Annotated in this window: 19 protein-coding genes; 8 read left to right on the forward strand and 11 right to left on the reverse strand. The window is 60.8% G+C overall.

Going from position 1 to position 21,988, the window contains the following annotated elements:
- Positions 1-186: 186 nt before the first annotated feature.
- A complete protein-coding gene (locus AX756_RS12775; RefSeq protein ID WP_068311835.1) occupies positions 187-1,146 on the reverse strand; it encodes a zinc ABC transporter substrate-binding protein in 960 nt (319 codons plus the stop codon).
- Between the two features lie 74 nt (positions 1,147-1,220).
- On the opposite strand from AX756_RS12775, the gene AX756_RS12780 reads away from it, so the two are divergent.
- The 6 genes from AX756_RS12780 (at position 1,221) to AX756_RS25650 (ending at position 6,437) form a co-directional block, all read left to right on the forward strand.
- The gene (locus AX756_RS12780) at positions 1,221-1,724 is read left to right on the forward strand and encodes a Fur family transcriptional regulator (protein ID WP_068311838.1); all 504 of its coding nucleotides are present in this window, start codon (positions 1,221-1,223) and stop codon (positions 1,722-1,724) included.
- The gene (locus AX756_RS12785; protein ID WP_068311841.1) at positions 1,721-2,488 is read left to right on the forward strand and encodes a metal ABC transporter ATP-binding protein; all 768 of its coding nucleotides are present in this window, start codon (positions 1,721-1,723) and stop codon (positions 2,486-2,488) included. The genes AX756_RS12780 and AX756_RS12785 overlap by 4 nt, the downstream gene beginning before the upstream one ends.
- On the forward strand, positions 2,488-3,276 hold the full coding sequence (locus AX756_RS12790; RefSeq protein ID WP_068311844.1) for a metal ABC transporter permease: 789 nt from the start codon (positions 2,488-2,490) through the stop codon (positions 3,274-3,276). Before AX756_RS12785 ends, AX756_RS12790 begins: the two co-directional genes overlap by 1 nt.
- Before the next feature lie 104 nt (positions 3,277-3,380).
- On the forward strand, positions 3,381-3,584 hold the full coding sequence (locus AX756_RS12795; protein WP_068311847.1) for a YgaP family membrane protein: 204 nt from the start codon (positions 3,381-3,383) through the stop codon (positions 3,582-3,584).
- A gap of 452 nt (positions 3,585-4,036) precedes the next feature.
- Positions 4,037-6,097 (forward strand): methyl-accepting chemotaxis protein, encoded by a 2,061-nt coding sequence (locus AX756_RS12800; protein WP_068311850.1) that lies wholly within the window; start codon positions 4,037-4,039, stop codon positions 6,095-6,097.
- A 28-nt stretch (positions 6,098-6,125) separates the two neighbouring features.
- Entirely contained in the window at positions 6,126-6,437 is a 312-nt protein-coding gene (locus tag AX756_RS25650) for a hypothetical protein (RefSeq protein ID WP_156461488.1), read from the forward strand.
- Between the two features lie 354 nt (positions 6,438-6,791).
- On the opposite strand, the gene AX756_RS25140 is transcribed toward AX756_RS25650, so the two are convergent.
- The 4 genes from AX756_RS25140 to AX756_RS12820 all read right to left on the reverse strand — a co-directional run bounded on the left by AX756_RS25140 (position 6,792) and on the right by AX756_RS12820 (position 12,703).
- Entirely contained in the window at positions 6,792-7,352 is a 561-nt protein-coding gene (locus tag AX756_RS25140; protein WP_082739088.1) for an Lcl domain-containing protein, read from the reverse strand.
- A 354-nt stretch (positions 7,353-7,706) separates the two neighbouring features.
- Positions 7,707-9,152, reverse strand: a complete 1,446-nt coding sequence (locus tag AX756_RS12810) for a TrkH family potassium uptake protein (RefSeq protein ID WP_068311855.1) — start codon at positions 9,150-9,152, stop codon at positions 7,707-7,709.
- A gap of 415 nt (positions 9,153-9,567) precedes the next feature.
- Positions 9,568-11,745 carry a polysaccharide biosynthesis tyrosine autokinase gene (locus tag AX756_RS12815; RefSeq protein WP_082739089.1) on the reverse strand — a complete coding sequence of 726 codons (2,178 nt, stop codon included), beginning with the start codon at positions 11,743-11,745 and terminating at the stop codon, positions 9,568-9,570.
- A 199-nt stretch (positions 11,746-11,944) separates the two neighbouring features.
- The gene (locus tag AX756_RS12820; protein ID WP_068311861.1) at positions 11,945-12,703 is read right to left on the reverse strand and encodes a DeoR/GlpR family DNA-binding transcription regulator; all 759 of its coding nucleotides are present in this window, start codon (positions 12,701-12,703) and stop codon (positions 11,945-11,947) included.
- Between the two features lie 197 nt (positions 12,704-12,900).
- Between AX756_RS12820 and glpD the strand changes: the two genes are divergently transcribed.
- Both glpD and glpK read left to right on the forward strand, forming a co-directional pair.
- Complete coding sequence (gene glpD, locus AX756_RS12825) at positions 12,901-14,499, forward strand: glycerol-3-phosphate dehydrogenase (protein ID WP_068311864.1); 1,599 nt, start codon at positions 12,901-12,903, stop codon at positions 14,497-14,499.
- A gap of 106 nt (positions 14,500-14,605) precedes the next feature.
- The gene (glpK, locus tag AX756_RS12830; protein ID WP_068311867.1) at positions 14,606-16,093 is read left to right on the forward strand and encodes a glycerol kinase GlpK; all 1,488 of its coding nucleotides are present in this window, start codon (positions 14,606-14,608) and stop codon (positions 16,091-16,093) included.
- 92 nt (positions 16,094-16,185) lie between these two features.
- Here glpK and AX756_RS12835 read toward each other — a convergent pair whose 3' ends face one another.
- The 6 genes from AX756_RS12835 to AX756_RS12860 all read right to left on the reverse strand — a co-directional run bounded on the left by AX756_RS12835 (position 16,186) and on the right by AX756_RS12860 (position 21,986).
- Positions 16,186-17,490: a UDP-glucose dehydrogenase family protein gene (locus AX756_RS12835; protein ID WP_068311870.1), complete on the reverse strand. Its 1,305-nt coding sequence runs from the start codon at positions 17,488-17,490 to the stop codon at positions 16,186-16,188.
- A 153-nt stretch (positions 17,491-17,643) separates the two neighbouring features.
- Positions 17,644-19,089, reverse strand: coding sequence for an ArnT family glycosyltransferase (locus AX756_RS12840; RefSeq protein ID WP_068311873.1), 1,446 nt, complete (start codon positions 19,087-19,089; stop codon positions 17,644-17,646).
- 13 nt (positions 19,090-19,102) lie between these two features.
- Complete coding sequence (locus tag AX756_RS12845) at positions 19,103-19,411, reverse strand: lipid-A-disaccharide synthase N-terminal domain-containing protein (protein WP_068311876.1); 309 nt, start codon at positions 19,409-19,411, stop codon at positions 19,103-19,105.
- Between the two features lie 4 nt (positions 19,412-19,415).
- Positions 19,416-20,156: a glycosyltransferase family 2 protein gene (locus AX756_RS12850; RefSeq protein WP_068311879.1), complete on the reverse strand. Its 741-nt coding sequence runs from the start codon at positions 20,154-20,156 to the stop codon at positions 19,416-19,418.
- An 88-nt stretch (positions 20,157-20,244) separates the two neighbouring features.
- Positions 20,245-21,315 (reverse strand): LacI family DNA-binding transcriptional regulator, encoded by a 1,071-nt coding sequence (locus AX756_RS12855; RefSeq protein ID WP_068311882.1) that lies wholly within the window; start codon positions 21,313-21,315, stop codon positions 20,245-20,247.
- 116 nt (positions 21,316-21,431) lie between these two features.
- Positions 21,432-21,986, reverse strand: coding sequence for a hypothetical protein (locus AX756_RS12860; protein WP_068311885.1), 555 nt, complete (start codon positions 21,984-21,986; stop codon positions 21,432-21,434).
- Positions 21,987-21,988: the final 2 nt, after the last annotated feature.

The raw sequence follows: 21,988 nt of genomic DNA on the forward strand, positions 1-21,988 counted from the left end.
GACCTTGAGGGGACGAGATGCTGCTGGATTCATCATTCGCTAGATGTTTGATCACCAGCTTGTCGTGGTCTGCACAGGAAATTTGCGGTTCTTGTCAGATGGCTGGCGGACCGAAGGGCCACGGCGTGAAACTTTTTCAGCCCAGATTGCGCCGTGAGGAAATTTCCTTTCATTTCGTGGGATTGCCTAACGGCAATCAAGGAGGGAATCAGCCAGCCCGGTGATCAGGCTGCTGTAGAAGTCCGCCCCGGGTTCCAGGGCCGAACCCATCGGATCCAGCACGGTGGTCCGAATCCCGGAACTGCCGGCTACGGTTTTGATCAAAGACGGGTTGAACTGCGGTTCGGCCGCGATGCAAGATACTCCGCTGTCCCGCACGAGGTCGCGAATGCTGGCCACACGTGCCGCGCCCGGGTCCGTCGCGTCGCCAAAGGAGATTGCCCCAAGGGCGGGCAGATCGAACCGTTGCTCGAAATACTGGTAGGCATCGTGGAAGACGACAAAGGGAACCCCGTGCATCGGCTCAAGGCGGTCGGAGATGTCCTGCGTGAGGGTTTCCAGCCCGGCAATGGTCACTTCGGCATTCGCCGCATATTGCGCGGCGTGCTCCGGGTCGGCTTTGGTCAGGGTCTGTGCGATCAGCCCTGTCCACACGATGGCGTTCCGCGGGTCCAGCCAGGCATGCGGGTCGATGCCTTCGTGATCATGCTCCGCCTCTGCGTCGTGATCGTCCCCGTGAGCGGTTTCCGTATCCGCATGAGCTTCGTCGTGGTCGTCATGACCTCCCAAATCCGCCCCTTCGCGAAATGGCAGGATCGTGGCTCCCGGCACTTCCAGAAGTTCGACGATAAGCGCCCCTTGAGCCAGTGTAGCTAGCGGCGCCTCGAGCCAGGGTGTCAGCGGTTCGCCAATCCAGAAGACGATATCGGCCCTTTCCAATGCGCGTGCCTCGGAAGGGCGCAGGGAGTACCCATGTGGCGAGGCGCCAGGCGGCAATATCAGATCTGGCGTGGCCAGATCTCCCATGACCTGTGCCACAAGGGAATGAACGGGAGCGATATCCGTTGCAACATTCGGAACGTCGGCGAGAGCATTGGAACAGAACGCGATTGCAGCGGTTGTGCCGGTCAGGATAGTCAAGCGCATCCGGGGGCCTTTCATTTTCGGTCCACATGTCGTAAGTGTTATGTTATAACACATCAAGTGAAATCGGGAGCCAGATGTCATCTTCCGCAGATCCAGAGGAAACCCTTGGATTCGTTCGGCATGATCACGCCCATTGCGTGGCGACGGCGATCCGCGCCGCCGAAAGGCATTGCGCCGATGCCGGGCTGCGCTTCACCGCGGTACGTCGGCGCGCGCTGGAGATCCTGCTGGAAGAACACAAGGCGATGGGCGCCTACGAGGTGCTGGAACGTCTGCAAGGCGAAGGGCTGGGCGCGCAGCCACCCGCCGCCTATCGCGCGCTCGATTTCCTGGTGGCAAACGGGTTTGCCCACAGGATCGAACGGTTGAATGCCTTCGTCGCCTGCAGCCATCCGGGCGAGACCCATGTGCCCGCCTTCCTGATTTGCCGGGAATGCCGAAAGGTGGCCGAAACCACGGCGCTGCCGAGCGCGGGAATTCCGGAAACCATTGCCGGTGCGACCGGGTTCCAGATCGAACGCATGTTGATCGAGGCCGAAGGGTTGTGTGCCGATTGCCGGGAAGAACGCGAGCCATGACAGATACATCTCCTCTGATCGACGCCAAAGGGCTGGAGGTGAAGCGCGGCGCGCATGTCGCCTTACGGGACGTCGACTTCGTGATCCGGCCCGGCGAGATCGTGACCATTGTCGGCCCCAACGGTTCCGGAAAGTCGACCCTCCTGCGCGCCCTGATCGGCGCCATCCAACCAAGCGCTGGCAGGATCCGGCGCAAGCCGGGGCTGCGCATCGGCTACGTGCCGCAGAGCCTGCATGTCGAGCCCGGCCTGCCGCTGACGGTTGCGCGGTTTCTCAAGCTGCCGACCCGGCATTCGAAGAAGGCCATCAAGGATGCGCTCGAATATGCGGGGCTGCCCGACTTGCATGACCGGCAGATGTCGGCGCTCTCCGGCGGGCAGTTCCAACGGGTCCTGCTGGCCCGCGCCCTGCTCGAGAAGCCCGATATCCTGATGCTGGACGAGCCCACGCAAGGGCTCGACCAGCGCGGCTCGGCCGAATTCTATCGACAGATCGAAGCGGTACGCCGCGAGTTGAACTGTGCCGTGCTCATGGTCAGCCACGAATTGCACGTCGTCATGAGCGCCTCGGATCGGGTGATCTGTCTGAATGGCCATGTCTGCTGTTCCGGCACGCCCGAGATCGTGGCCACGGCGCCGGAATACCGGGCATTGTTCGGAACCGGCACCAAGGGCGCGCTGGCGCTCTATCGCCACACTCATGATCACGCGCATGACCACGATCACCCGCAGCTGGATCACCACCACGAGGACCACGCTATCTGATGCTGGACGATTTCATGATCCGCGCCGCGCTGGCCGGGATCGGCACGGCGATTGCCGCGGCCCCCCTGGGCTGTTTCGTGGTCTGGCGCCGGATGGCCTATTTCGGCGATGCGACCGCGCATGCCGCCATCCTGGGGGTGGCGCTGGCGCTTGCCTTGCAGATCCCTGTCTTCGGCGGCGTGCTGGCCACTGCGCTGGCCATGGGGTTGATCGTTTCCTCGCTGTCCGGTCGCGGCTTTGCCACCGACACGCTGTTGGGGGTACTCGCCCACTCCGCGCTGGCCTTCGGACTGGTAGCAGTATCGTTCCTCAGCGGTGTGCGGGTAGACCTGATGGGCTACCTTTTCGGCGACATCCTCGCCGTCAGCGTCCCCGATCTCGCCATCATCTGGGGCGGGGCCGCGGCGATCCTGTTGCTGGTCCTGCGCCGCTGGTCGTCGCTTCTGACCTCCACCATCAGCCCGGATCTCGCCACCTCCAGCGGGATCGATCCACGGCGCGAACAGATGATCCTGACCCTCGCCCTCGCCTTGACCATCGCCATCGCGATCAAGGTTGTTGGCGTGTTGCTGATCTCCGCCCTGCTCGTGATCCCCGCCGCCACGGCCCGCTCGCTCTCGCGAAGCCCCGAAGCCATGGCTCTGCTGGCCGGCGTGCTGGGCAGCCTCTCGGCTCTGGGCGGCCTCGCGCTTTCCTACCGGGCCGACACGCCCACGGGCCCCTCCATTGTCTGCGTCGCGGCGGTGTTCTTCCTGCTCTCGCTGATGGTGTCGGCGGCGCGGCGCTAAGCTGGCCAAAGGACAGTTTCAGAAACTTGAATATTACATCGGAAACCATCATGTTGCTTCTGAAACGCGACGCATTTCGCGATATGACCAAGGAGTTCTGAAAGATGACGCTCGACCGTGCCGTGCTGGCCTTTGCCGGAGTGATGATCCTGCTGAGCGTTCTGCTCACCATTCTCGTCCACCCGCTGTGGGTCTGGTTCACCGTCTTCATCGGCGTGAACATGATCCAGTCGGCCTTTACCGGCTTCTGCCCGGCCGCGATGATCTTCAAGGCCTTTGGCCTGAAGGAAGGCTGCGCATTCAAGTGACGGATTCGGCCCCGTAAACGATCCGTCGCCAGACATGTTCGAATGTCTGGCGACCACTTGCTTGGCGTCGGAATGCCCCCAGTAACCTGCTGCGCAACAAGAGGGGGCAACCAACCCCGGGCCATCCCGGGCCATCCCGGTCGATCGCAGATCGTGGCGCGGGCGGCCGCCAGCGGGGCTTCTGGAATATCCTGCAAAGCCGTATCATTTCTTTCGTGCAACTCGCAGGGGCGCGGACCGAGGACAGTATCGGCATGATCGGCAAAAGAAACCTTCTGCGGTTCGCGTCTTTGCCTTGCCCGGTCTCCGGGCGCACTGACGGTCGCGGCAGCTTCAGCGCTGCCATCCTCGTTCCCGCCAATTAGATAAAATGCGTCGCAACAGGGCGAAGTTAGAGAAATCTTGAGAAGTGATGGGGACAACGGACCGCGAAGCTACAGCGGAGCCCCCCTATGTCCGGTAAGCCCAAGTTTGGAATCGGAACTCGCATCTATGCAATCGTGGTTGCGGCGGTGCTCATTACAATCTCGATTGGCCTGGCAATCAACGCGATAACCCTGCGCAACAGCTATGCCTTGAGGGAACTGCATCTGCGGGACGTCGTCGATGTCACGGTCAGTCAACTGGTGGCGCTGGACGAGGCGGTGAAGGCCGGAAAGCTGTCTCGAAAGGAAGCACAAGAGCAGGGCATCCGCGTTGTGAACAACGCAAGTTACGACGGCGGGAACTATCTTTTTGCGTTTGATGAGGGGCTCACCCTTCATGCGCATGGGCGCGATCCCTCGCGGCGCGGAGAGAACGTGAAGGGGTTTACCGATCCCAACGGCGTCAGGGTCTATGTCGAACTCGCGGCCGTCGCGAAGGCGGAAGGCAGCGGTTTCGTCTCCTACAGCGCCAAGCGCAAGGGAGACACATCGGGTTCCCTTCGTCCCAAGCTGAGTTTCGCACGAGCCTTCGAACCCTGGGGCTGGGTGATCGCCACGGGCTCCTATATCGAGGATATCGAAGCTCAGATTGCGCAGGTGCGCAACGTGGCGCTGATTGCGTTCGGATCCGGAATCCTGCTCCTGATCGCGATAAGCTGGGGGATCGTCCGGAGCATTGCTCGCCCGCTCGCTGGCCTCGTCGATCGGATGTCCGCGATGCGAGAGGGTGACTTGCAAACAGATGTTCCCCACATCGCAGCGCGAAGTGAACTGGGGTCGATGGCCCGGTCCATCGACGTGTTCCGACAGCAACTGGTCGAGCGCGCGCAACTGGAGAAAGAACAGGCAGCGCAGGAAGCCGAGCTTGCCCGTCAGCGCGAAGAATCTGTGAAGCAGAAGCGGGAGATGGACGAGCAGCAGGCAAAGGAGGCCGAACGTCGCCGCGAGGAAGAAGCTCGGCAACGCGCCGAACGCGACGAACAGCATGCCATGGTGGAAGCGGAACGGGAAACGCGACGGGCGGAGCAAGCGCAGGTCGTGGCCTCTTTGTCGAACTCCTTGCGGGCAATGTCGAAAGGCGATCTCAGCGCCCGTATTGCAGAGGTTTTTCCCGAGGATTACGAAGAACTTCGCCGAGATTTCAACGATGCGGTCGAACGGATCGCGACCCTCGTCCGGGCGATCGTGGACGGGTCCCGAACCATCACCATGGAGGGCGAAACACTGAACAATGCCGCTACGGAGATGAGTCGGCGAACCGAATCCCAGGCAGCGTCGCTTGAGCAAACCGCAGCGGCAATCACGGAGCTTTCGGCTTCGGTTGAGAACTCCAGCAAGGGCGCGCATGAGGCCGCAAGCACCGTGGTCAAGGCGCGAGAGCAGACCGAAGCCGGGCGTGTCGTTGTCGAGCAGACGATCTCTTCAATGACAGAGATCGCCGAAAGCTCCGGGAAAATCTCCAAGATTACCCATGTCATTGACGACATTGCCTTCCAGACCAATCTTCTGGCGTTGAATGCCGGGGTGGAAGCCGCCCGCGCGGGAGACGCAGGACGTGGCTTCTCGGTGGTTGCCTCCGAGGTCCGTGCGCTGGCGCAGCGCTCATCTGAAGCCGCCAAGGAAATCGCGGAGTTGATCGCGACTTCCGGCGAGCAAGTCGATGCCGGCGTCACACTGGTCAAGAATTCCGGCGAGGCTCTTCAGGAAATCGCCGGAATGGTGACCTCCCTGAACGATCTGGTCGAAGCGGTTGCAGACGCTTCCACGCAGCAATCGACAGCGCTCGCGGAAATCACAACAGCGGTCAATAGGCTCGATCAGGTGACGCAGCAGAATGCCGCGATGTTCGAAGAAACCACAGCCGCCGTCTCCTCGTTGCAGGCACAGGCTGTAGAACTTGATCGCAACAGCGCGAGCTTCCGTCTCGGCGGTGAGAATGTCGTGGCCATGGCGAGGCATCGTCGTCCGGATGTCCCAGTTTCACGCAAGCCCGAATCTCGCGGGGCAGCGATCGTAAACAGCGCCAGGTACATGTCCAACCTTCCAGAACCGGCAGCGGAAGACGACGGGAGTTGGTCTGAGTTCTGATCGGAACAGCGCGCAAGCGGGGGAAGACATGCCGGCGAAATCCGGATTGCTAGGGAAGGCCGCGGCGATGCCGTTGAGGGGGACAGGTCGGTTTTGCGAGACAGTTGAAGCGAACCGGCCGGATTGCCTCGATCGGCAGTTCGTCTTTGCCCTTGGTGATCAGATCGCACTGGACCTGTTTGCGAATGGGGCCGAGTTGACAACCATGGGCGGAGTAGTCGATGCCATGCATTACGTCTTCCGGCTGTCCCGGTCAGATGGCGGGATTGCCATCCGACATCATCCCCTCAATCGCGGCCCATTGCCAAGCGATCCGGGCTTTCTTCATGATCGGGAATAGGTGGAGCACCGATAGGACGTTGATCTCCAGTCCGGTTTGGTCAGGCAGGGTCCGGTTCATGTCGAGGCGGCACGGCAGTCATATCCGCTACCGCTCAAGACCGTTGCATTTGCGAACGGCTTGACGCTCAGCGCGCGTCTCTATGCTCCGTCGAGGGGATCGACGAAAGCCAGCATGTGTGCCGGGATTGAAAATATCGGAGCGCCCGCCCGCAAGGGAAAACCTTCTCCCAGTTTGGACGCGACCGGCTCCGTTCAGGCCTGCGGAAAGCACCTTGAGGCCAAAGCACCAAGCAATCTCCAGCTGGGCGGTCCAAAGGCAAGCAGGTCCATTCCTGACTTGGCGGAAGAAGCCTCAGGCCCGGTGCTGCGGGTTACGCACCATCGGCACGTGGCGATAGAAGCGTGTGATCCGGGACGTCATGGGATCGGATCCGGGGTAGATGGCGGAAGTGGCACGGAAACCACCACCTACCCCGACCAAGCTCCGAAGTTCTGGCTCCGTGGTCGATGCGACGTTCCTACCGTCTGCTTCAACCCGTTTTGAGAGCCCGTTGTGAGTGGTGACGCTTCGGAGTTTTCTGGGAGAAACCGGTGAATTGCCCGGTTCGCAATCTTGTGCTCTCGTTTCGATGGTTGGGACGATCTCGTCCAGTAGCGCGAGGTGACCGGCCGATAGCGAGGTAAGCTCGCAGGAATTGGGAAGCCGCCAGTCGCTGAAGCCGCAGTGATACAGAGCGTTCTGACGATTGACCCAATCCAGCGCGGCGAACCAATCCATGCAGGCGCCGCAGGTACGCCGGCTCCACATCAAACCGTGCTCCCAATCGGCGAAGACACCTTTATCGGCGCCAATTCGCGGATGGGAGGCGGGACTGTGACGTACCATTCTGGCCGTTGCCGTTCGGGTAACCATGTTCTCCTTCCAAACTGTGCGGCGACCGGGATTGCCATCCGGTGACGACAATCTCGTCGGTGATTGTGGAGATATCAGGAAGTTGCGGAAGAAAACGACATCGAAGGGATGAGCGGGGCGGTGGAGGTATAGTATATAAATATCAGATATCTAAGGTGTGGATGTGGGCGCGTTTGCAAGGTGGGCGGAACCGGATTTCGGCGCGGCTGAACGGGGCACAGGCTCTCTCTCCACATTTCCCGCACATTGGACGAACCTGATCCGAAAGCCTTGAGAGAAGGATTCTGTCACAAGGCAGTTGGCCAGAGCGGGAGAGGCGAGTTCCCAAGCTGAAGAAGGTGCCGCGGGCCGTGCTCAGCCCGTCCAGAAACGGCGGGTAAAAAGCACGTAGAGAGACAGGATCTCGAGGCGCCCGGCCAGCATTCCGAAAATCATGATCCACTTGGCCGTGGCTGGGAACGCTTCCAGAGACCCCGAGGCGCCCACCGCTTCGCCGAAGGCAGGTCCGATATTGGCAACCGAGGTCCAGGCCGCGGTCACCGATGTCTGGAAGGACAGGCCGGTCAGAGCAATTCCGACCGAAGTCAAGCCGAGCGTCAGGATGAACAAGGTGAAAAACGCCATGACGGAATCGATCACGTCCATTTCCAGACGCTTGTTGGCAAGGCGCAGCGGGATGACAGCGCTGGGAGAGCGCATCTGCAGCAACATCTGTTTGATGCTTTGCCACAGGACAAGCCAGCGAAAGATCTTGACGGAGCAGGCGGTCGATCCCGTGCATCCGCCAATCAATCCGGCGATAAAAACGATCGTCAGCGCGAAGCCACCCCAGCGAGTAATGTCTTCGCTCGCATAGCCGGTTCCGGAGAAAAGCGTCACCACGTTGAAGACGGTTTCGCGCAGGACATCCGGGAACGTCCCCTGATGCAGCGCCATACGGTAGAGTACGAGCAGGCCGCAGCACAGGACCAACAGTTGAATATAGGCGCGCACCTGCGGATCCCGGAACAGGTGACTCGGCCTCCCTCCCATGAGTTGGACAAGGCGGACAAGGGGAAAACTGGCCAGGATCATGAAGGCGGAGGAAACATATTCCAGCGGGCCCTTGAAGGGAGCAAAGGAGGCATCGGACGTCGAGAAGCCGCCGGTCGAAATGGTCGTCATGGCGTGGACGGTCGCGTCGAACGGGTCCATGTGGAACGCCATGTAGGAGAGCAGGCAGGCCAGGGTCAGCAGGATATAGACGCCCAGCAGCGACATGGCGATGTCCATCGCGCGGGGCATGATCTTGCCCAATGTGTCGAAGCCTTCCGTCAGGAAGAACTGCATCCCGCCGACACGCATCGCGGGCAGAAAGATCATGGCGACGATGACGATTCCGAGGCCGCCGAGCCATTGCAGGATGCCGCGCCAGAGCAACACGCCATGGGGCAGATCTTCAAGGCCGTGAAAGACCGTGGAGCCGGTTGTCGTCATCCCCGACATGGCTTCGAAATAGGCATCCACGAGGCTCGCATGCGGAATGCCGAGAACGAACGGAACGGCGCCGACGGCTGGCAGAACGCTCCAGACGAGGGTGGTCAGCAGGAAGGCCTGTCTGCGATCCATGAACCGAATGGATCCGACCGTCGTCGCGAGAACGACACAGGTTGACAGAAGAAGGACGATCAGGCCGTCGAGAAAGAAGACCTGCCCGGACTGCCGTCCGCCGAAGGCATCGACGACGCCGCAGACCAGCATCAACACGCCCATGACCATGGCCAGATAACCGGTGATGTTGATGACGGGACGGATTTGCATGGAAATGGCTCTTGAACCGCTATCAGTCCAAAGGCGTCAAACGGCCAACACCCGCTTCGTAATTTCCGATACGTTGAACAGACACGAGCGCTATCCTTTTCTACCCGTAACGCCGGGTCTGGCTGGTCACATACATATTCGAAGTGACGAAACAGCCGTGGAATTCCACAACGATGCCCAGAAGGCTGTCAAGGCGGCAGGATTCGTTCTGCTCAATTCAATCCGGTTCGGAGTGTCAGGCCGGTCGCAAGGCCGCCTTGAGGCTGAGATTTCGGCAGAAACTTTATCGCCCCTTTCTTGCTCTTGTCCCTGTATTACAGCAGGGGCGCAGGACCGCACGGACGCTATGCCAGTTGCCAATCAAGGTCAAGATCGGCGCAGGGCGGCGGGAAAACGGTACCCGTTTCTGTCGCCCTCAAGAGGTCTGGTAATAGCCGCTCTTGGCGTAGCCATACGCGCCGTAATCAGTCCCATAACCGTAGCGACGCATGCCCTTGGGGTTCACATGGGTCAGGATCAGGCCGGTGAGCTTGGTATTTCCCGAAGAGACTGCCGCAATCCCCTGCTGGACAACGCTTGCCGGGGTGCTGTCCCACTTGACGGCCATGATCACGGCATCCGAATGAAGGGCAATGGAGCGCGCGTCAGGCACCACGAGAACCGGCGGTGTGTCGATGATGATCTGATCATAGGTGTTGCGCAGTTCCTTGAGCAACTCACCGAACTTTGCGGAGGCGAACAGGTCCGCTGCGCTGACCGAGGCGTTCTCGCCGGGCATGACGTCGATGCCGAGGCGTTCGTCCCTGAGAATGACGTCCTTCAGTTCTGCCTCGCCGGAGAGAACGGAGACGAATCCCTTGTCGTCCTTCAGCGTGAAATACTGGTTCAGCACGCGGCGGCGAATGTCGCCTTCCAGCAGCAGCACCTTTCCTCCGAGCGCCGCATAGTGATGCGCCAGTGTGATCGACGTCGTCGTCTTGCCTTCGCCCGGTGCGCAGGAGGTCAGCATGATGATCTTCGGGGGATTGTCCAGGTTGGACAACTCGATCGATGTGCGAAGGTTCCGAGTCGCTTCTGCCGAGGTCGATGTCGGATTGCTGACGATGAACTCGATCAGTCTGGATCGCCGGCGCTGGCTCATGAGCGGGATCTGGCCCAAGACCGAATAACCCGTCGTCGTTTCCAGGTCGCGGGCCGTGCGGAAACCCCGATGCATCAACTCGCGCAGAAGAACGATGAGTATCCCCACAAAGCTGCCCGCAGCCAAGCCGAGAAACAGGATCATGGAACGCCGGGGTTTGAAGGGCGCTCGCGGAGCGACAGCTTGTGAGATCACCCGCGCATCCGCTTGCTCGATGCCCTGCTGGATCGCGATTTCACGCAGGCGGACGAGGAAGCTCTCATAGAGGAGCCGATTGGCTTCCACTTCCCGTTCCAGTTGCTGAAGTGTAACCAGATCCGCAGATTGCTGTTCAACGGATGCCGCAAGTTCGGTCGCGGATCTATCGAGCGCACGATGTTGCTCCTCCAGTCGGGCAGCCTCTAGGCGACTGCGGATGACGACCTGTTCCACGCGGGCGTCAAAGGACGCTTCGGTCGCGCGGCCCTCGTCGACATTCTGAGCCGCCCTAGTGAGGAGGGCATCATTGGCGATAGCAAGAATTTTTTCTCTCTCGCCGCCTTCGACGGCCCGCTCCAGCGCGGACAGTTGCTCCAGCGCGCGTTGCTTCTCGCGCAGCTTGGCGTCTGCCCTGTCGCGCATCTCTTTGAGTTGTCGGTTCATCCCTTCGAGCGTCTCGATACTGACGAGGTCGATGGAGGCGTTGAAGTTCTTCGCCGCTCCCTCGGAGGCTTCAAGGTCCGAACGCAAGTCCGCAACGCGGTCGGACAACCAGACGAGGGCGTGTTCGGACGCAGCGAATTTCCGCTCCAGTTGATCTTCGATGTAGACTTCCGCCAGGCTGTCAGCCAGCAGCGCGGCCATCTGGGGCGATTCCGAGACCGCTTCGATGTTGAAAACGAGCGTGTATTCGATGTTCTCGATGGTATAGGCGCCCAGAACCGCCGAGACGACATTCTCACGGATCGCATCATCGCTGAGCGGGGCTTCGGGAGCAGTTTCTTCGACGCCAAAAATGGCCTTCAGACCAGAACGTATCGTGGCCTTGAGAGAGAAAGTCGGATTATCTACCTCGTCCTCGGTTGGCGCTCCGAACTCGGGGGCGTTCATCAGGTCCAGCTTGTCGACAAGCATGTGCCCGAGCTTTCTTGAGCGGAGGATCTCGATCTCGGTTTGTGTGCCCCCATAATCGCTGATCGCTAGCCCTGTCACCATGGATTCGATGGGGCTGAATTGTTCTGTTCGTTCTTCTGCCGCAAGGACCGTGTGGGCCCGAAACATCGGGACAGAGCGTACATAAGCTTGGTAACCGCCGAGCAGAACGCCCACTGCAGCACAAAACCCGATAATCCACTTTCCGCGCCACACAGTGTTGAGAACGGCGAGAATATCGATTTCGTCGTTATCCTGCTCTCGGGTGGGCCCTGCTGTCGCGGTTCCTGTCGCTCGGTTGTTTCGCAAACTCTCATTCATTAGATGTCACTCAAATGATGGGGCGAACTGGCCCAGAATATCCAATTTGGCAATACCTGTCTTTACCCGGAAATTCCCGAATGCAGGATCGCAATGGCGAAGCCGGCGTCGGCCCCCATTTGGTGTATTAGATGCAAGAATTTTTAGCAATGTTTCCATGGATAGTCAGAAGTGCGTTGCGGCTTCCAACATCGAGCGCTCACCCCATCACGACTTCCGTGCCCCAATCCCGACAAAGCCGTATGAGGGAGGTTGTCAGCGGGCGGTCTGTGAAGAAGTTGTCGATCTCGCCGAGCGATGCGATGCGGGCCGGGGCCGTCCGCTGGAACTTGGAATGATCGGCTACCAGGAAGCTCTGACGAGCCTGTCGCAGGATCGTCTGGGAGACATGCACTTCCTCGATGTCGAAATCGAGCAGATCGCCGTCATGGTCCAGCGCCGAGCAACCGATCACTGCGATGTCGACCTTGAACTGTTCGATCACTTCCCGCGTCAGGGCGCCGGTCAGTCCGCCATCGGAGCGGCGCAGCATCCCGCCGGCGACCATGATGTTGATATCCGGATTGGCGACGAGGATGTTCGCGACGTTGATGTTGTTGGTAATCACCATCAGGTTGCGATGCAGCAACAGCGCCCGGGCGACCGCCTCGGTGCTGGTGCCGATGTTCAGGAAGACAGAGCAGTCGTTTGGAATGGCCGCGGCACAAAGTGCGGCAATTGCCCCTTTCGCGTCGGTATTGAGGTCCCTGCGGTCCTCGTAGCCGATATTGGTGACGCCAGAGGGCAGCATTGCGCCGCCATGCACGCGTTCCAGCTTGCCGGACTCGGCCAGTTCGGTCAGGTCGCGACGTATCGTCTGATGGGTGACCCCGAAGCGGCCTACCAGGTCGTCAACCGTGACCTTTCCCTGTTGCCGGGCAAGTTCGAGGATGTCGGTTTGTCGAAAGCTCTGTGCCATGGCGCGAAAATGTTCGAAAATTTTGGTTTTGGGAAGAGGAAACTTTCCTCCTTCCCTTAAAGGTAGAGGAAGGCGCGTAAAAATACAATATTCGATCAGAAAAGAACACAATCGAACATATCTGATTGACCGACTCATCCGTTTCCGTGTTCTATGATCGTTGACGGCACAGTGAGTTCGAAGGATCGGCGACCGACATGACCGAGAAACGCCCACAGCGGGATATTTTCGACGTTTTCATCATTGGCGGCGGCATCAACGGCTGCGGGATCGCGCGCGATGCCGCGGGGCGTGGGCTGAAGATCGGCCTGGCGGAAATGAACGATCTGGCCTCGGCCACATCTTCAGCTTCGACCAAGCTCTTTCACGGCGGTCTGCGTTACCTTGAGTATTTCGAGGTGCGCCTGGTGCGCGAAGCGCTGATCGAGCGGGAGGTGCTTTTGCGCGCAATGCCCCATATCAGCTGGCCCATGCGCTTCGTGCTTCCCTATCACCCCGACATGCGCTTCGACAGGCAGACCCCTGCTTCAAAACTGCTTGGCTGGACCATGCCCTGGACAAGGGGGCAGAGGCCGTCCTGGATGATCCGTTCGGGGCTGTTCATGTATGACAATCTCGGCGGTCGAAAAATCCTGCCGGGCACGACGTCGGTCGATCTCAGGAACGATCCCGCGGGCGTACCGATCGATGACAAGTTCACGAAAGCCTACGAGTATTCCGATTGTTGGGTCGAGGATGCTCGCCTCGTGGTGCTCAATGCGCGTGACGCGGAGGCGCGCGGCGCCCACATCATGGTGCGTACCAAGGTTACCCGGGCCACCCGCGATGGCGGCGTCTGGAAGATCACGCTGGAGGACACCGAGACCGGCGCCAGCCGCCAGGTGCAGGCTTCCATGCTGGTCAATGCGGCGGGTCCATGGGTGAAGGATGTGCTCGACGGCATCGCCCATGTCGAGACGCGCGATAGGGTGCGTCTGGTGCGTGGCAGCCATATCGTGACCCGCAAGCTCTTCGATCACGATAAATGCTATTTCTTCCAGGGAACGGATGGGCGGATCGTCTTCGCCATTCCCTACGAGGGTGATTTCACCCTGATCGGGACAACCGATGTGGAGCATGACCGGATCGACACCAAGCCCGTCTGCACCGAAGAGGAGAAGGCATATCTCATCAAGCTGGCATCGAGTTATTTCAAACACCCGATCGTCGAGGAGGACGTGGTCTGGACCTATTCCGGCGTGCGCCCGCTCTATGATGACGGGGCCAGTTCTGCCACGGCTGCGACGCGGGATTATGTTCTCAAGGTCGACTCGCATGGCGACGCACCGCTGCTGAACATCTTTGGCGGCAAGATCACGACCTATCGAAAGCTTGCCGAAGCGGCGCTTGAAAAGATTTCGGCCCATGTTCCCGGAGCGACCGGAAAATGGACCGCGGGCGTGCCGCTACCAGGCGGTGATTTCCCGGTTGACGGTGTCCCGGCCCTGATTGCCAAGGCGAAGGTCGACTATCCGTTCCTCGACGCCGCCTGGGCAAAACGGCTGGTGCGGGCCTATGGTACGGAGCTCTGGCAGATATTGGGCGATGCCGCCGAGCTCTCGGATCTCGGCGAATTGTTCGGCCACAACCTGACCGAGCGTGAGGTTGCCTGGCTCATAGACAAGGAATTTGCGTGCACGACCGAAGACGTGCTGTGGCGGCGTTCGAAACTCGGACTGCGTCTGGATGCGGATCAGGTCGCGGCGCTCGACACATTCATGCGCGGCGTCCGTAGCACTGCCCCGGACGCGTCCTGAAGACGCGTTTTCGCGCCTTGCAGGGCGTGACAGGGTTCCGACATCTTCTTACACCGCCGCGGAGGACCGTGCGGCGGAGGACAAAAACCGAAAGCAGGGCACAGCCATGACCCACATCCTTGCCATCGACCAAGGCACGACATCCAGCCGGGCGATCCTGTTCGACCGACAGATGAAGATCCGCCAGAGCGTTCAGGAGGAGTTTCCGCAGCATTTTCCTAATTCCGGTTGGGTCGAGCACGATCCTGCGGATATCTGGAATTCTGTCCTGCGGAGCTGTCGCGAAGTGATCGCGGAGGCGTCCCTGCAACCATCGGACGTGGTGGCCATTGGCATCACCAACCAGCGCGAAACGACGATTGTCTGGGACAAGGCAACGGGCGAGCCGATCCACAACGCCATCGTTTGGCAGGACCGGCGGACGGCGGCGATTTGCGAAGAACTGCGCGAGGCCGGCCATGAGCAGCTCGTGACCGAGAAGACCGGGCTGCTGCTGGATCCGTATTTCTCGGGCACCAAGCTGAAATGGCTGCTCGACAATGTCGAAGGCGCGCGGTCGCGGGCGGAGGCGGGCGAGCTGCTTTTTGGCACCGTCGACTGTTTCCTGATCTGGAAGCTGACGGGGGGGCGTGTCCATGCGACGGATGCCACCAATGCCGCGCGCACTCTGATGTACGACATCCACAAGGGCGGCTGGAGCTTGTCAATCTGCAAATTGCTTGGCATTCCGATTGAGATGTTGCCGGATGTGCGTGACTGCGCCGATGACTACGGCGAGACGGACCCGGTGCTCTTCGGTGAGGCGATCCCGATCCTCGGCGTGGCCGGAGACCAGCAGGCGGCAACCATCGGGCAGGCCTGTTTCGAGCCCGGTATGCTCAAATCCACCTATGGGACGGGCTGTTTCGCGCTGCTGAACACGGGCGACACGCCGGTGCAATCCAGGAGCCGTTTGCTGACGACCATCGCCTACCAGTTCGGGGGAAAGCCGACCTATGCGCTCGAAGGCTCGGTCTATATCGCTGGCGCGGTCGTGCAATGGCTGCGTGACGGGCTGAAGATCATCGCCTCTGCGCCGGAGAGCCTGCCGCTCGCCCAGTCGGCCGATCCTTCGCAGAATGTCATTCTCGTGCCGGCCTTCACGGGCCTCGGGGCGCCCTATTGGAACGCGGAATGCCGGGGAGCGATCTTTGGCCTGACGCGCAACAGCGGCCCGGCGGAGATCGCGCGGGCCGCGCTGGAAAGCGTGGGGTTCCAGACGCGGGACCTGTTGGAAGCGATGCAGGCGGATTGGCCGGATCGCAGCGCGCAATCGGTGCTGCGCGTTGATGGTGGCATGACGGCGAATGACTGGGCGATGCAGTTCCTGGCCGATATCATCGGCGCGCCGGTCGACCGCCCGACAATCCTGGAGACCACGGCGCTCGGCGCTGCCTGGCTGGCCGGGATGGAGGCCGGTCTTTACCCCGATCAGGCCGGCTTTGCCGAGACATGGGCGCGCGACAGCCGTTTCGAGCCGGCGCTGGAAGACGAGATGCGGGAAGTGAAATACGCGGCCTGGAAGCGGGCCGTACAGGCAACCATGTCCGCCTGATCGGACCGAATTGGGACGACGCGGAACTGGACTGCGCGTATAGAAAAAGCCCGGTGCGAAGCCGGGCTTTTTGTCATTCCGAAACGTGTCGACTACCGCCCGACGGCGACAAACTCTTCGAAACCGGCGGCCTTGGCATCGGCTGCGGTGTAGATGTTGCGCAGATCCGCCAGGCGCGGCGTTGCCATGCTGCCCGCGACGCGCTCCAGGTCGAGTGCGCGGAACTCGTTCCACTCGGTCAGGATCACCAGCAAATCGGCGTCCTTTGCGGCCTCATAGGCATCTTCCAGCCACGCGACGCCCGGCAGCAGCGCTTCGCCTTCGCGCCGGCCCTGCGGGTCCACCACGCGGACACTGGCGCCGCCGCCAACCATGGCCGGGACAATCGTCAGCGAGGGGGACTCGCGCATGTCGTCGGTGTTCGGCTTGAAGGTGACACCCAGAACCGCGATGGTCTTGCCGTTGAAGCTGTCGCCGCAGAGGTCACGCAGCTTGTCGATCATCCGCCGCTTCACCGCCTCGTTCACGCGGATGACGGTTTCGGTGATCTCCTGCGGCACCGAATGATCCTGCCCGATCCGTGCCAGCGCGCTGGTATCCTTCGGAAAACAGGAGCCGCCATAGCCGGGGCCGGCATGCAGGAACTTGTTGCCGATCCGCCCGTCCAGCCCCATCCCCTTGGAGACGGCCTTCACATCGGCGCCGACGCGTTCGCACAGCGCCGCGATCTCGTTGATGAAGGTGATCTTGGTCGCCAGGAAAGCGTTGGCGGCGTATTTGATCATCTCGGCGGATTCCAGATCGGTATAGACGATCGGAAAATCGCGCAGGAAGAGCGGACGGTAGACCTCTCCCATCGTCTCCTTGGCGCGCTCCGAATTGACCCCGACAACGACGCGGTCCGGCCGCATGAAGTCGTCGATCGCCGCGCCTTCGCGAAGGAATTCGGGGTTGGAGGCAACATCGAAATCGAGATCGGGACGCGTTTCGCGAATAATCCGCTCAACCTCGCGGTTGGTGCCGACGGGGACGGTCGATTTCGTGACGACGACGGCATAGCCGGTGAGGCAATTGGCGACCTCTTCCGCGGCCGCGTAGACATAGGTCAGGTCCGCATGGCCGTCGCCGCGCCGGGTCGGCGTGCCGACCGCGATGAACACGGCATCGGCGCCATCGACAGCCGTGGCCAGATCCTCGGTGAAGGACAGCCGGCCGGCGGCCACGTTGCGTTCCATCAGCGAGTCGAGCCCCGGCTCGTAGATCGGCACCTCGCCGCGAAGCAGCATCTCGATCTTGGCCGGGTTCTTGTCCACGCAGACAACCTCGTGGCCGAAGTCGGAGAAACACACTCCGGAGACCAGACCCACGTAACCAGTCCCGATCATTGCAATCTTCATGAATTTGTCTCCGCAGGTTCCTGATTGGTGCAAAGCGAATGGTGTATCATGTCCGCGCTGTCAATGCGACGGGGGCGCGGTGCTCGGAGTATTGCCGACATGTCCGGGTTTCGCCTGTGACCAAGCGGGCTCGGAACGTCTTGATTGCCCGATTCATTGGCTCGGGCGCACGGCCAGGCATTGCGCATCGACCATGAACAGTTTCTGCGAACGATGGGCATAGGCGCCGTCTTCCGGGGCGACCCGTCCCAACGAGACAGCTTCCGTACATTCATTCGGTGCACTTTTGCGCTTGCTGACAAACAGGACGGGGCCTGTCAGATTCGAAGGCATGGAATGCTTGAGCACGTAGTGATTGGGGGCGCGGCCGGAAACCGGACGGGCGTAGACCGCAATCGGGCCGTCTCTGTTGAAATAGAACAAATCGGCCAGCACATCGCGGTCATCCGCGACGACGGCGCTCAGGTCCCGTTTTTCGGCCGCTTCGAGAATGCTCAGGCTCATGTCGCTGCGGCCGAGATACCGGGCCAGCAGGAGGTCGCCGTCGGCACCGATGCGCAGGCCGGCTCCGAACACTGTCAGCACCGGCAGGAGGATTGTCAGCGCGAGGTGAAAGCCCATGCTCGCTTTCAGCAATCCCGGACGATTGGCGAGCAGCCACGGAACGACCAGAAGTGTTCCGGCGATATAGGCCGTCGCCGCCCAGTTGGCGTAGGCTTGGCTGAGAAGCGCCTGAATGGATACGATGGCAAGGATCGGTAGCGAAAACAGCAGCAGGAATTTCTGTTCCGCCGAGGCGCGCCGGGGGCGGGTGGCGAGATAGAGAAGGCAGGCAAACAGGATCGGGCCGAAAACCGCAAATTGCGAACCGAGAAACTCGGCCAGCCCGGCGATGTTCAGCGTAGCCTTGTCGCCGGGATCCCGCACCCAGTCTGCGTTGTCTAGCGTGTGCTCGACTGTGCTCAACCCGTTGGCAAGGTTCCACATGATATTGGGCGAAATTGCGAGCAGGAAGGCTACGAAGCCCGAGAGCGCCGGCTTCCATCCCGGCCGCGCCTGCCAGAGCAGCGCGGCGGAGAGGCCAGCGCAGAGAATGAAGTAGACCGCTGCGTATTTTCCAAGAAAACCGATGCCAAGCGAAAAACCGGCCAGGATCGCCCAGCGATGCGAGCCGCCAATATCCAGCCCGCGCATCCAGGCCAGCAGGGACAGCACGAGGAACGGCACCATGACCGTGTCGGTCGAGATCATCAGGCCGCCAATCGCAACCATCGGCAGCGTGACATAGCTCGCGCAGACCCAGATGGAGGCACTCTTGCCGAAACGGGGCGCGGCGATTGCCCCCAGCAGCAGCCCCGCTATGCCATGCAGCAGCGGGCCCGGCAGGCGCACCCAGAAGCTCGCGTCCGACCCGCCGATTTCCGTGGCCGCGCGTATGGTCCAGCCAATCAGCGGTGGTTTGGAATAATAACCGAAGGCCAGTTCCTGCCCCCAGAGCCAGTATTGCGCTTCATCGACGAACAGGTCGGTGCGGTTGGCCGCGAGCAAGGCGATACGGAAGGCGGTGATCGCAAGAACGATCAGCAGGGATGGCAGCAACCACCCACGTTTGTCAGTTGGAGGAGTTTCGGCGTTCGGCATGGATCAGCCATAGGTTCCGGCAATAGATGAAGACGCCCATGGATTGCCCGAGGATGAAGACCGGGTCCTTTCGGTAGACCGCGTAGGCAAACAGAATGAGGCCGCCACCAATGGACAGGTACCAGAAAGCGAGCGGAACAACCGACCGACGCGCGCGTTCCGAGGCGATCCATTGTACGAGGAACCGGGCGGTAAAGAGCAACTGGCCGCCGAGGCCGATCATGACCCAAACGAATTCGGTCCAGTTCGAAACGGCCAGAATGCGGAAAACATGTTCCATTCGGTCAGTTGCCTTCCTGTCCGGATGCAAAACGTTCCTGCGGCTGCGCCTTCTTGCGGCGCCGGATGAGCCACGAGACGGCCAGCAGGTCCGGGATGCCGACGAGGGCGCGCCGGAAATTGGTGTAGTTGGAGTTGCCGGCCTGACGCTCGCGGTGGCTCACGTCAACCAGCAGGATCTCCCAGTTGTCACGCTTGAAGAGCGCGGGCAGGTAGCGGTGCATGTGATCGAAATAGGGCAGCGTGAGGAAAGCGTCCCGGCGGAACCCCTTGAGCCCGCAGCCGGTATCGCGGGTCCCATCCTTGAGGATCCAGGCGCGCAGGCCATTGGCGAATTTCGAGCCCCAGCGTTTGGACAGCGTGTCCTGCCGGGCGACTCGTTGACCTGCGACAAGGCCAAGCCTGCCGGTCTCGTCGGCCAGAAGCGGCCGGAACAGCTTTGGAAGCTCCGAAGGCGGGTTCTGCCCGTCGCCGTCCAGTGTGCAGATGACACGGCCCTTCGCGGCCAGAACACCGCTGTGAACCGCCGCGCTTTGTCCCGCGGAATTCGGATGCGACAGCAGCCTGACATTGCCGAGAACCGTGTTCATGCGCAGCGCCTCGGCGGCGGTCGCGTCATCCGATCCGTCATCGATGACAATGATTTCCGAGGAGACGTCCGAGCAGGCTTCCGCGATCCCTTCCAGAAGAGGCCCCACATTCGCCTCCTCGTTCTTCATCGGGATCACTACCGATACATCGACCATTTCCGCCTCGCTCTTGTGTGTCCGACCATGCCGGGTGGCTTAAGCCGGCGTTTAACGCCATAGCAGGCCACATGTCCATGGCGTGCGGTCATTGACGCAGGAGAGTGTCTCCCATCGTCACTTTCGGCATCAGAACGACATGCTCGCCACCGCCGTGGTTGGGGGAACCTGCGCGCTCGGCAATGATTCTTGCCGCGGCCTCGCCAATCTCGCGCCGGCAGGAATCCATCGTTGCCAGTTGCCGGGGGAGCCCGTCGAGAAGCTCGATGTTGTTGAAACCGGCCATTCCGACCCGGCCGGGAATGTCGATCCCGTTCTCCACGCAGTAGAGCATCCCGCCCGCGCCGATCAGGTCATTGGAGTAATACAGAAAATCCAGGTCCGGACTGCGTTCGAGAATCGTCTTGGTCATTTCCCGGCCCTTGCCGAAGCCTGAGCCGCCTTCATAGTATTCTTCGTCGGCCAGCTTCATTCCGGCCGCGTCGAGTGCATCGATAAACCCGTCTAGGCGTTTCTTGGCCCGGTGGTCCAGCGGCATCTTGGTTCCGAGAAAACCGATACGCTTGTAGCCAGCCTCGATGATCGCCTGTGCCATCATGCGTCCCGCCCGCCGATGAGAAATGCCGACGACCGAGTCAATGGGGTCTCCGTCGACATCCATGATCTCGACCACCGGGATTCCGGCATTCCGGAGCATGGCCTTGGCCGCTTCCGAGCGTTCGAGCCCCGCGATAATCACGCCGGAGGGCCGCCAGCTCAGCATTTCGTACAGGACTTTTTCCTCCTGCTCGGGCCGGTAATGGGTGATCCCGAGTACAGGCTGAAGTTCGGTATCTTCCAGAACGCTTGAGATCCCGTCGATTACTTCGGGAAAGACCAGGTTTGACAGCGAGGGCAGGATGACGGCCACAAGGTTGACGCGGCTCGAAGCGAGCGCGCCCGCGATCTTGTTCGGCACGTATCCGAGTTTTTTCGCTGCGGCGAGAACGCGCTCGCGTGTCGCTGCGCTGACGTCGCCACGGTTCCTCAGAACCCGGCTGACTGTCATCTCGCTCACGCCGGACGCTTCTGAGACATCCCGCAATGTCAGCGGTCTGCGCGCTTCGGTCGGAGAATTGGCTGCGATGCCGGCGGAAGAGGTGGGATCATCGGTGGTCATGGCGGAGTGTTAGCGCCAATTCCTGTCTTGTAAAAGCGCTCACGCAGCAGAATGCAGCGGAAAAGCACGGCAATCTGTCGCGATATGTCTTTTGGGTCACCAAAGGGCTCAGGGGGTCACAGATCCTGGCGGGCAATATCGGTGATAAGAACATTCAGGATGTCTTGCCCGACGATTTTGCGACTTGCCAGTTTCAGCTCTCGTCTCAGCAACTCCATGTTGCTGCCACTGGTAAAGATGCCATTGAACCCGCCCATGTTTGCATGATCGAACAGGACTTGCAGGAACGTGTCGCGAAGGCGCGGTTCCAGGGCGAAGATCTTTTCGCTGTATCCGAGCGTTGTCTCGAGACTGATCGAGACAACGACCATCGACACAACGCGACCATCCTGCAACACGGGGACGATGAACTGGTTGTTCAGTTTCGTGAATTCCGTGTTCCCGGAGGCCGCATCATGCGCTCCATCACCATGAGCCGCGTCCGCAGTGTTCTCATGGCCACCAGTTTCAGCCGAATGAGCGTTCCCAGGTTGCGCGGCGTGGGCGTTTGTCGCTGGGTCCGCAGTTTCCGGCTCGCTGCCCGGAGCAGGAGTGGGTTTCAGATAGAGTCCGGCCCCGACACCCGAGGCCGCGCCAATCAGTGCAAGCAGGAGTGGCAGGATGAAACGCATGA

This window comes from Aliiruegeria sabulilitoris, from assembly GCF_001558155.1.
Lineage (GTDB): Bacteria > Pseudomonadota > Alphaproteobacteria > Rhodobacterales > Rhodobacteraceae > Tropicimonas > Tropicimonas sabulilitoris.

Excerpts from the sequence above, each read along its gene's own strand:
- AX756_RS12795 (WP_068311847.1), top strand. The coding sequence starts at position 3,381 with ATGACGCTCGACCGTGCCGTGCTGGCCTTTGCCGGAGTGATGATCCTG.
- AX756_RS12810 (WP_068311855.1), bottom strand. The coding sequence starts at position 9,152 with ATGCAAATCCGTCCCGTCATCAACATCACCGGTTATCTGGCCATGGTC.
- AX756_RS12820 (WP_068311861.1), bottom strand. The coding sequence starts at position 12,703 with ATGGCACAGAGCTTTCGACAAACCGACATCCTCGAACTTGCCCGGCAA.
- AX756_RS12800 (WP_068311850.1), top strand. The coding sequence starts at position 4,037 with ATGTCCGGTAAGCCCAAGTTTGGAATCGGAACTCGCATCTATGCAATC.
- AX756_RS12855 (WP_068311882.1), bottom strand. The coding sequence starts at position 21,315 with ATGACCACCGATGATCCCACCTCTTCCGCCGGCATCGCAGCCAATTCT.
- glpK (WP_068311867.1), top strand. The coding sequence starts at position 14,606 with ATGACCCACATCCTTGCCATCGACCAAGGCACGACATCCAGCCGGGCG.
- AX756_RS12775 (WP_068311835.1), bottom strand. The coding sequence starts at position 1,146 with ATGCGCTTGACTATCCTGACCGGCACAACCGCTGCAATCGCGTTCTGT.
- AX756_RS12850 (WP_068311879.1), bottom strand. The coding sequence starts at position 20,156 with ATGGTCGATGTATCGGTAGTGATCCCGATGAAGAACGAGGAGGCGAAT.
- AX756_RS12785 (WP_068311841.1), top strand. The coding sequence starts at position 1,721 with ATGACAGATACATCTCCTCTGATCGACGCCAAAGGGCTGGAGGTGAAG.
- AX756_RS12780 (WP_068311838.1), top strand. The coding sequence starts at position 1,221 with ATGTCATCTTCCGCAGATCCAGAGGAAACCCTTGGATTCGTTCGGCAT.
- AX756_RS25650 (WP_156461488.1), top strand. The coding sequence starts at position 6,126 with ATGCCGGCGAAATCCGGATTGCTAGGGAAGGCCGCGGCGATGCCGTTG.
- AX756_RS12835 (WP_068311870.1), bottom strand. The coding sequence starts at position 17,490 with ATGAAGATTGCAATGATCGGGACTGGTTACGTGGGTCTGGTCTCCGGA.
- AX756_RS12860 (WP_068311885.1), bottom strand. The coding sequence starts at position 21,986 with ATGCGTTTCATCCTGCCACTCCTGCTTGCACTGATTGGCGCGGCCTCG.
- glpD (WP_068311864.1), top strand. The coding sequence starts at position 12,901 with ATGACCGAGAAACGCCCACAGCGGGATATTTTCGACGTTTTCATCATT.
- AX756_RS25140 (WP_082739088.1), bottom strand. The coding sequence starts at position 7,352 with ATGGTTACCCGAACGGCAACGGCCAGAATGGTACGTCACAGTCCCGCC.
- AX756_RS12790 (WP_068311844.1), top strand. The coding sequence starts at position 2,488 with ATGCTGGACGATTTCATGATCCGCGCCGCGCTGGCCGGGATCGGCACG.
- AX756_RS12815 (WP_082739089.1), bottom strand. The coding sequence starts at position 11,745 with ATGAATGAGAGTTTGCGAAACAACCGAGCGACAGGAACCGCGACAGCA.
- AX756_RS12845 (WP_068311876.1), bottom strand. The coding sequence starts at position 19,411 with ATGGAACATGTTTTCCGCATTCTGGCCGTTTCGAACTGGACCGAATTC.